The organism is Synechococcus sp. H70.1 (assembly GCF_047502705.1).
Lineage (GTDB): Bacteria > Cyanobacteriota > Cyanobacteriia > Thermostichales > Thermostichaceae > Thermostichus.
Genome location: NZ_JANSIV010000059.1, coordinates 1 through 7,285 on the forward strand (window position 1 = coordinate 1; position 7,285 = coordinate 7,285).

A 7,285-nucleotide genomic window follows, 5' to 3' on the forward strand; every position below is an offset into this window, starting at 1 on the left:
TTCAGCTCTACTTCACAGACCCGGTACACGGGATCTATGAAGCAACTGGGGCAGAGGAAGAGACAAAAATCTCGCCGTAAAGCGGATGGGGAAACCCCACCCGCCTGCGCGGTGGGGTAGTTCATTCCAAAGTCTTGCCAGTGTAGTTTTCAATGCAGCGCAGAAACAGCTCCACGCCGATGCTGAGGGCGGCTTCATCAAAGTCAAAGCGGGGATGGTGATGGGGATAGTCCAGCCCCTTGGCAGGGTTGGCGGATCCCAGGAAAAAGTAGCAGCCGGGCACCTCGTTGAGGAAAAACGAGACATCTTCCCCGCCCAGGGTCATCTCAGGAACGATCGCGGCTTCTGAACCAAACACTTGGCGGGCGGCTTGTTCTACCAGGGCTGCCATGGCAGGGTCATTGTGAACCGCCGGATAGCCCCGCTCGTACTGGAACTCGTAGGTGGCCCCGTAGGCTTGGCAAATACCGGCCACGATTTCTTCAATACGCCTTGCCATTAAATCCCGCACTTCCGCCTGAAAGCTGCGCACGGTGCCCCAAATCTCTGCCCTGGGAGCGATGACGTTGAAAGTGTCGCCAGCGCGGAAGCGGCCCACCGTCACCACCGCCGGCTGCAGCGGATCCACGTTGCGGGAGACGATGGTCTGCAAAGCGCTCACAATGTGGGATCCGACCACAATGGTGTCCACTGTCTGCTGGGGAAGGGCGGCATGGCCACCTCGCCCAATGACCTCGATTTGAAAGCGATCGGCAAAGGCCATTAAGGGGCCGCTTTTGACGCCAATGGTGCCCAGCGGACGGTTATTCCACAGGTGGAGAGCCAGGAGAGCTTCCACCTCCGGGTTCTTCAGCACCCCTGCTTCTACCATTGGCTTGGCACCACCGGGACCCTCTTCGGCGGGCTGAAAGATGACCTTGACAGTACCTCTGAGGCGGTGGCGGCGCTGCTGCAGCAGCTTGGCCGTGCCTAGGGCAATAGCCATATGGCCGTCATGACCACAGGCGTGCATAACGTTAGGGACAGTGGAACGGTATTCCACCTCATTGGCTTCATGGATGGGCAGAGCATCCATGTCGGCCCGCAGCGCCAAGACCGGCCCTGGCTCTTCGCCTGTAATAGTGGCTACGATGCCGGTGCGGGCAATGCCGGTCTGGTGCGGGATCCCCCAACTTTTTAAGCGCTGGCTAATGTAGGCAGCGGTTTGCTTTTCCTGGAAGCCCAGCTCTGGGTATTGATGCAGGTGGCGCCGCCAGGTCACCAGTTCCCGCTGGAGGGCTTGAACAGCAGGACGAAGAGCAGGAAAGGACATGGTAAGTTCGAACAGAATGGACAACATTATGGCAGTGCCCTCTGTTGGCTGCAGGGAGCTGCCTAGCGGGAGGGCTTTCACTCGCTATCTAGGCCCATAGGGATCCCTTTGCTGGCGGCAGATCTTGCCAGCGGCCTGGCCCGACGGCGCGCAACGCCTCCGGCAGGGAGATGGCTCCTGAGTAAAGGGCTTTGCCCAAAATAACTCCCGCCAGCCCGGAGAGGCTAAGCAGGGCAAGCAAATCGGTAAGCGAGCCAATCCCACCGGAAGCGATGACAGGCAGGCGGGAAACAGCCAGGACCTGCCGCAACTGCTCCAGGTTGGGGCCGGCTAAGGTGCCATCCCGGCTGATGTCGGTGTAGATGATCCCTGCAACCCCTTGCGCTTCTAACCGTTGCACTAGCTCGGTGGCTTGCAGGGGGGTGGTGTTCAGCCAGCCGCGGGTGGCCACTTGCCCTTGGCGGGCGTCGATCCCCACCCAAATCCGGCCAGGCAAGGCCTGCGTCATCGCCTCTAAGGTGTTGGGATCCTCTACAGCTACAGTGCTGACAATTATCCGATCCACCCCCAACTCCAGCAACTGCCGCGCCCGTTGCAGGGATCGGATCCCACCCCCCACCTGGACTGGGATGGCGACCTGGCGGACGATGCGCTCTATGATGGGTAGGTTGACCGGATCCCCACTTCTGGCCCCGTCCAAATCCACCACATGCAGGCGGGGAGCCCCCTGAGCTGCCCAGGCCTCGGCCTGTTGGATAGGGTCGTCAGCCACCTGCTCCGCCTGGGCATAGTCTCCCTGGTAGAGGCGCACAGCGTGGCCCTGCAGGAGGTCGATGGCGGGGATTACCTCTAAAAAGGCATGGCGGTAAGGCATGATGAGATCCCCTAGGGAGCTTCACCAGTATCGCCCAGGAGGGGGAGAAATTGGGGCGACTATGAACGCGCGTCAGCTGGCTCTGCTGGCTCTACAGAAGATTGAGCGACACAATGCCTACGCTGACGTGGTGCTAGAGCACCTGTTGGCCCGCAGCCACCTGATCCCTGCCGACTGCCACCTGGTCAGCGAACTGGTGTACGGGGTTACCCGCCGCCGCCGCACCCTCGATGCCCTGCTGGACTGCTTCGCCCGCCACCCTGCTCATAAGCAGCCTCCGGACTTGCGGCTCATTCTCCACCTTGGCCTCTACCAACTGGCCTTTTTGGATCACGTTCCGCCCAGGGCCGCCATCCACACCAGTGTGGAACTGGCCCGCCAAGTGGGTTTGGGATCCCTAGCGGGGGTCGTGAACGCCATCTTGCGCGCCTACCAGCGGCAAGTCCTGGAGCAGCCGGAAAGGGATCCCCTCAAGCCCTTACAGGGCACTCTGCCAGCCGACCCAATTCAGGCTTTGGGGATCCGGCACAGTTTTCCCGACTGGCTGGTGCGCCTGTGGTGGGAGCGCCTAGGGCCGGCAGAGACCGAGCAGTTGTGCGCCTGGTTCAACCGAGCCCCCCACCTGGATCTGCGGGTGAATCCCCTGCGGGTAGGGATCGACAGGGTTATCCAAGCCTTTGCAGAGGTGGGGATCCCAGCTGCTCCCATCCCCGATGTGCCGGGCGCCCTACGGCTAGGGCGGCCTGCCGGCGATATCAGGGCCCTGCCCGGCTTTGCCCAGGGCTGGTGGAGCGTTCAGGATGCCAGCGCCCAGCAGGTGGTGCATTGGCTGGATCCCCAGCCAGGGGAACGGGTGATCGACTGCTGTGCCGCCCCCGGCGGCAAGACCACCCACATGGCCGAGCAGATGCAGGATCGCGGCGAGATTTGGGCTTTGGATCGCCACCCCCACCGCCTGCGCCGTCTGAGGGAAAATGTCCAGCGCTTGGGCTTGAGCTCGATCCGTCCCCTGGCCATCGACCTATTGGCCTTGAGCACTGCCACCGAGCCTCCTGCTCCCCTGCCCCCCTGGCAAAGCGCTGACCGAGTGCTGCTAGATGCCCCCTGCTCGGGTCTGGGCACCCTGCACCGCCATGCCGACGCCCGCTGGCGCCAAACCCCAGAGCAGATCCCAGAGTTGGCCCACCTGCAGGCTCGGCTTCTGCAAGTAGCAGCCCGTTGGCTAAAGCCGGGTGGGCTGTTGGTGTATGCCACCTGCACCCTGCACCCTGCTGAAAACGAGGAAGTTATCCAGTCTTTTCTCAAGACCCACCCCAGTTGGGCGCCAGAAGGGGATCCCTTGCTCATCTGGCCCCATCGGCAAGATCGGGATGGGTTTTTTATCCAGCGGCTGCGCCGGCGCGATTAGGTCCTCCCTGCCCTCTCCCCATGGCTGCTGAGCTACTCACCAGCCCCAAGAACCCCTGGATCCGCAAGTTGCGGCAGCTGCATTGCAGCAAAGGCCGGCGGGAACAGGGCGCCTTTTTGGTGGAGGGATCCCACCTCCTCGAAGAGGCCCTACGGGTCGGCTGGCCCCTGCAGGCTCTCTGCTACACGCCCGAGTGGGCTGAGCGTCACCCTCAATTGCTAGCTAACCTGCCCAGTCACCTACGGCGGCAGGCAGTCAGCCCAGCGGTCCTAGCGACGCTCTCTACCACTGAGTCTCCCCAAGGAGTCGTGGCTGTGGCCATCAGGCGGCCGAGCCTTCCTCCCCCCTTGTCGGAAGTACGCTTGGGCCTTGTGGTAGAAACCCTGCAAGATCCAGGCAACTTGGGATCCCTGATCCGCGTTGTAGCTGCCGCAGGAGCCGATGGCCTCTGGTTAAGTGCAGGCAGTGTTGATCCCGAAAACCCCAAAGTCCTGCGGGCTTCTGCCGGCCAGTGGTTTCGCTGCCCGCCCCAGGTTCTGCCCGACTTGACCGCCTGGCTCCAGGCCTGTCGCCGCCAGGGGATCCAAATCTTGGCGGCTACCCTCTCCCCCACTGCCACTTGTTACTGGGATCAAGATCTCACTCGCCCCACCCTTTTTCTCCTGGGCAACGAAGGAGCCGGTCTAAGGGAAACAACTCTCCACCAAGCCGATGCCCAGGTGCGAATCCCCATGGCCGAGGGCGTCGAATCCCTCAACGTGGCCATGGCGGGCGGGTTACTCCTTTACGAGGCCCTGCGCCAGCGGCGATCCCAAGGAAACAGCAGCTAGCCGCTCCCCCAGAACTCCTCCTCGGCAAAGACCGCTTCTTCTTCCTGCTCTCCCTCCTCTACCCCTGCTGGGCGGCTGGCAGAAACTGTCACCCCCGCCGAAAGCTTTTCTCGCACAGCCGCTTCCACTTCCGCTAGCAGCTCCGAGTTTTCCTTTAAGTAAACAACCAGATTGTCTCGCCCTTGAGCAACATTTTCCTCCTTGTAGCTGTACCAAGAGCCGCGCCGTTTGAGAATGCCCATCTCCTCGGCCAGATCGATAATGCAGCCGATATTGGAGATCCCCTGGCCAAAAATGATGTCAAATTCCGCCCGCCGAAAAGGTGGGGCAACCTTGTTTTTCACCACCTTGACCCGCGCTCGGATCCCGTATTCTTCTGACCCTTTTTTCAGAGTTTGTACGCGGCGAATATCCAGCCGCACCGAGGCATAGAACTTGAGGGCGTTGCCCCCTGTGGTGGTTTCCTGCGGCCCATAGCCAACGCCGCTAATTTTGGAACGCAACTGGTTGAGGAAGAGAACAATTGAGCCCGTCTTGCTGACGCTGCCTGCAATCTTGCGCAGCGCTTGGCTCATCAGTCGGGCTTGCAGCCCCAGATGAGCATCTCCCATGTCTCCCTCTAGCTCAGCTCGAGGAACCAGCGCCGCTACCGAATCCACCACAACGATATCCACCGCCGCAGAGCGCACCAGTTGGTCGACAATTTCCAGGGCGGCCTCCCCTGTATCCGGCTGGGAAATCAGCAGATCCTGGATATCGACCCCCAAGGCTGCCGCGTAGGCTGGATCCAGAGCATGTTCCGCATCCACAAAAGCAGCGGTTCCCCCTTGTTTTTGCACCTCGGCAATCGCGTGTAAGGCAAGAGAGGTTTTTCCCGACGACTCCGGCCCAAAGATTTCGATGATGCGCCCCTTGGGGTAGCCGCCGCCCAAAGCCAAATCAAGGGTAAGGGCACCACTGGGGACAGTCTCCACCCGCATCTGGGTGGCATCCCCCAGGCGCATGATTGCCCCTTTGCCAAAATGGCGTTCAATCTGGCCCAGCACCTGCTCTAGAGCTTTGCGTTTCTCTGCCTTCAGCCTGTCCAAGTCATCACCATTGCTTGCGCCGGCAGCTTTGCGGGCCATGGCCAGCACCCTCCCCCAGCAGTTGCGGTGAGAAGTTGAGCCTGCATTCTAGCTCGGCAGGCTGCTGGGAGACCAGACCAAAACAAGTCAGCTAAGCTCCCCTCACCCTTTGGGAGAGGGGCTGGGGGTAGAGTGGGCTAACAAGGATCTGCGTCAAGAAGGCAGCTGTGTTCATGACTTTGGTCTTACGCTCCCCCGGCCCCCTTGTGTTTAGCTGGGGACCCTTTAGCCTGCGCTGGTATGGCCTACTAATCGGCCTGGCAACCGTCTTGGGCCTTTTTCTAGCTCGTCACCTGGCAGCGCGGCGTGGCCTTTCCCCGGAGGTCATGCCCCACCTGCTGCTGTGGCTGGTCGCGGGATCCCTGCCCTTTGCTCGCTTGTACTATGTGGTCTTTGAGTGGGAGCGATATCGAGATGGCCCTTGGTGGAAAGTTTTAGCCCTTTGGCGGGGAGGCATGGCCATCCACGGCGCTTTGCTAGGCGGCAGTATAGCCCTCTACCTCTTTGCCCACCGGCATCGGCTGAACTTCTGGCTGCTGGCCGATTGCATCGTTCCTTCTCTCAGTCTTGGTCAGGGGATTGGACGGTGGGGCAACTTCTTCAACAACGAGGCCTACGGAGAGGTGTTGCCTCCAGACAGTCCTTTGTGGGTGCAACTGCAGCTTCCTGACGGCTCTCGAGTACATCCCACCTTTTTGTACGAATCCCTCTGGAACTTCAGCCTCTTTGGGATCCTGCTCTTTTTGAGCTATCGGCGTCAGCCTCCGCCTGGTAGCCTCCTAGGTCTCTACCTGCTGGGGTACAGCCTTGGACGTTTCTGGATCGAGGGGCTACGCACCGACAGCCTCATGCTGGGATCCCTGCGGGTAGCTCAGGCAGTCAGCTTAGTCCTTGTCGGGGTTGGCTTGGCTTTGATAGGGACAGCTCAAAGACGCACTCCTGTACAAGGGGATGGGAGGGCCTCCTCAGCTAACCCCTCACTAGCAATCCCCGCTCCTAAGCTCCTTGAGAAGGAGATCCCAAATGGCGGATCTATCGATCACAAATGAAGGGCTTTGGCAGGAAGCCTTTCCTCTAGTCCTGCCGTCTGCTGCTGCCACCCAATCGCTAGCAGCTCTTCTGGGGCAAACTGCCACTCGCCTTCTCACCTCCCCAGGCCAGTGGCCTGCTTCCCCTCGGGCGGTTAGGGCCGACTCCACCGCCGGGCTTGTTATTCTTCTTGGGGGCAGTCTAGGCAGCGGCAAGACTACCTTTGTGCAGGGACTGGGGCAGGGATTGGGGATCCCTGAACCTATCGATAGCCCCACCTTTGTGCTGGTGCAGGAATACCGCACGGGACGGATCCCTCTCTTCCATTGCGATCTCTACCGCCTGGGGCCTGCCTCTACTGCCTGTGCCAGTGAGGTAGAGCTTTCGGCTTTGGAGGAGCTGGGGCTGGAAGAGCTTTGGGGCCAGGTTGGGATCACTGCCATCGAGTGGCCTGATTACCTTCCCTACTTGCCTCCAACGTATCTTTGGCTACAGCTAGAGTCCCATCCGCAGTCGGAGGGATCCCGCTTGCTATACGTCAAGGGCAAGGGGTTCGAGACGGCCCAGCTTTGGCAGCAGGTGCTTTCTCAGCTCCCTCGACAAGACACCGAAGGCAGAGAGGCAGTTACCTACAGTGAGCAATCGGAAATTCTAAAAAACCCGCTTTGGGGTACTTGACGTTGAGGGGTGGTGTGGGATAGGGTA

At 60.7% G+C, this 7,285-nt stretch carries 7 protein-coding genes; 4 read left to right on the plus strand and 3 right to left on the minus strand.

Going from position 1 to position 7,285, the window contains the following annotated elements; genetic code table 11:
- Nucleotides 1–121: 121 nt before the first annotated feature.
- Together NW827_RS04465 and hisA are read right to left on the minus strand one after the other, a co-directional pair.
- Entirely contained in the window at nucleotides 122–1,312 is a 1,191-nt protein-coding gene (locus NW827_RS04465; protein WP_414503378.1) for a M20 metallopeptidase family protein, read from the minus strand.
- 88 nt (nucleotides 1,313–1,400) lie between these two features.
- Entirely contained in the window at nucleotides 1,401–2,186 is a 786-nt protein-coding gene (hisA, locus tag NW827_RS04470) for a 1-(5-phosphoribosyl)-5-[(5-phosphoribosylamino)methylideneamino]imidazole-4-carboxamide isomerase (RefSeq protein WP_414362667.1), read from the minus strand.
- Between the two features lie 61 nt (nucleotides 2,187–2,247).
- Between hisA and NW827_RS04475 the strand changes: the two genes are divergently transcribed.
- Both NW827_RS04475 and NW827_RS04480 read left to right on the plus strand, forming a co-directional pair.
- Nucleotides 2,248–3,594, plus strand: coding sequence for a 16S rRNA (cytosine(967)-C(5))-methyltransferase (locus tag NW827_RS04475; protein WP_414503379.1), 1,347 nt, complete (start codon nucleotides 2,248–2,250; stop codon nucleotides 3,592–3,594).
- 20 nt (nucleotides 3,595–3,614) lie between these two features.
- Nucleotides 3,615–4,424, plus strand: coding sequence for a TrmH family RNA methyltransferase (locus tag NW827_RS04480; protein WP_414404450.1), 810 nt, complete (start codon nucleotides 3,615–3,617; stop codon nucleotides 4,422–4,424).
- Here the strand turns inward: NW827_RS04480 and recA are convergent.
- Nucleotides 4,421–5,551, minus strand: a complete 1,131-nt coding sequence (gene recA / locus NW827_RS04485; protein ID WP_414362670.1) for a recombinase RecA — start codon at nucleotides 5,549–5,551, stop codon at nucleotides 4,421–4,423. The two genes, NW827_RS04480 and recA, sit on opposite strands and share 4 nt — an antisense overlap.
- A 173-nt stretch (nucleotides 5,552–5,724) precedes the next feature.
- Between recA and lgt the strand changes: the two genes are divergently transcribed.
- A complete protein-coding gene (gene lgt / locus NW827_RS04490; RefSeq protein ID WP_414404449.1) occupies nucleotides 5,725–6,600 on the plus strand; it encodes a prolipoprotein diacylglyceryl transferase in 876 nt (291 codons plus the stop codon).
- Nucleotides 6,575–7,258 (plus strand): tRNA (adenosine(37)-N6)-threonylcarbamoyltransferase complex ATPase subunit type 1 TsaE, encoded by a 684-nt coding sequence (gene tsaE, locus NW827_RS04495; protein ID WP_414404448.1) that lies wholly within the window; start codon nucleotides 6,575–6,577, stop codon nucleotides 7,256–7,258. The genes lgt and tsaE overlap by 26 nt, the downstream gene beginning before the upstream one ends.
- The last annotated feature ends 27 nt before the right edge of the window (nucleotides 7,259–7,285 follow it).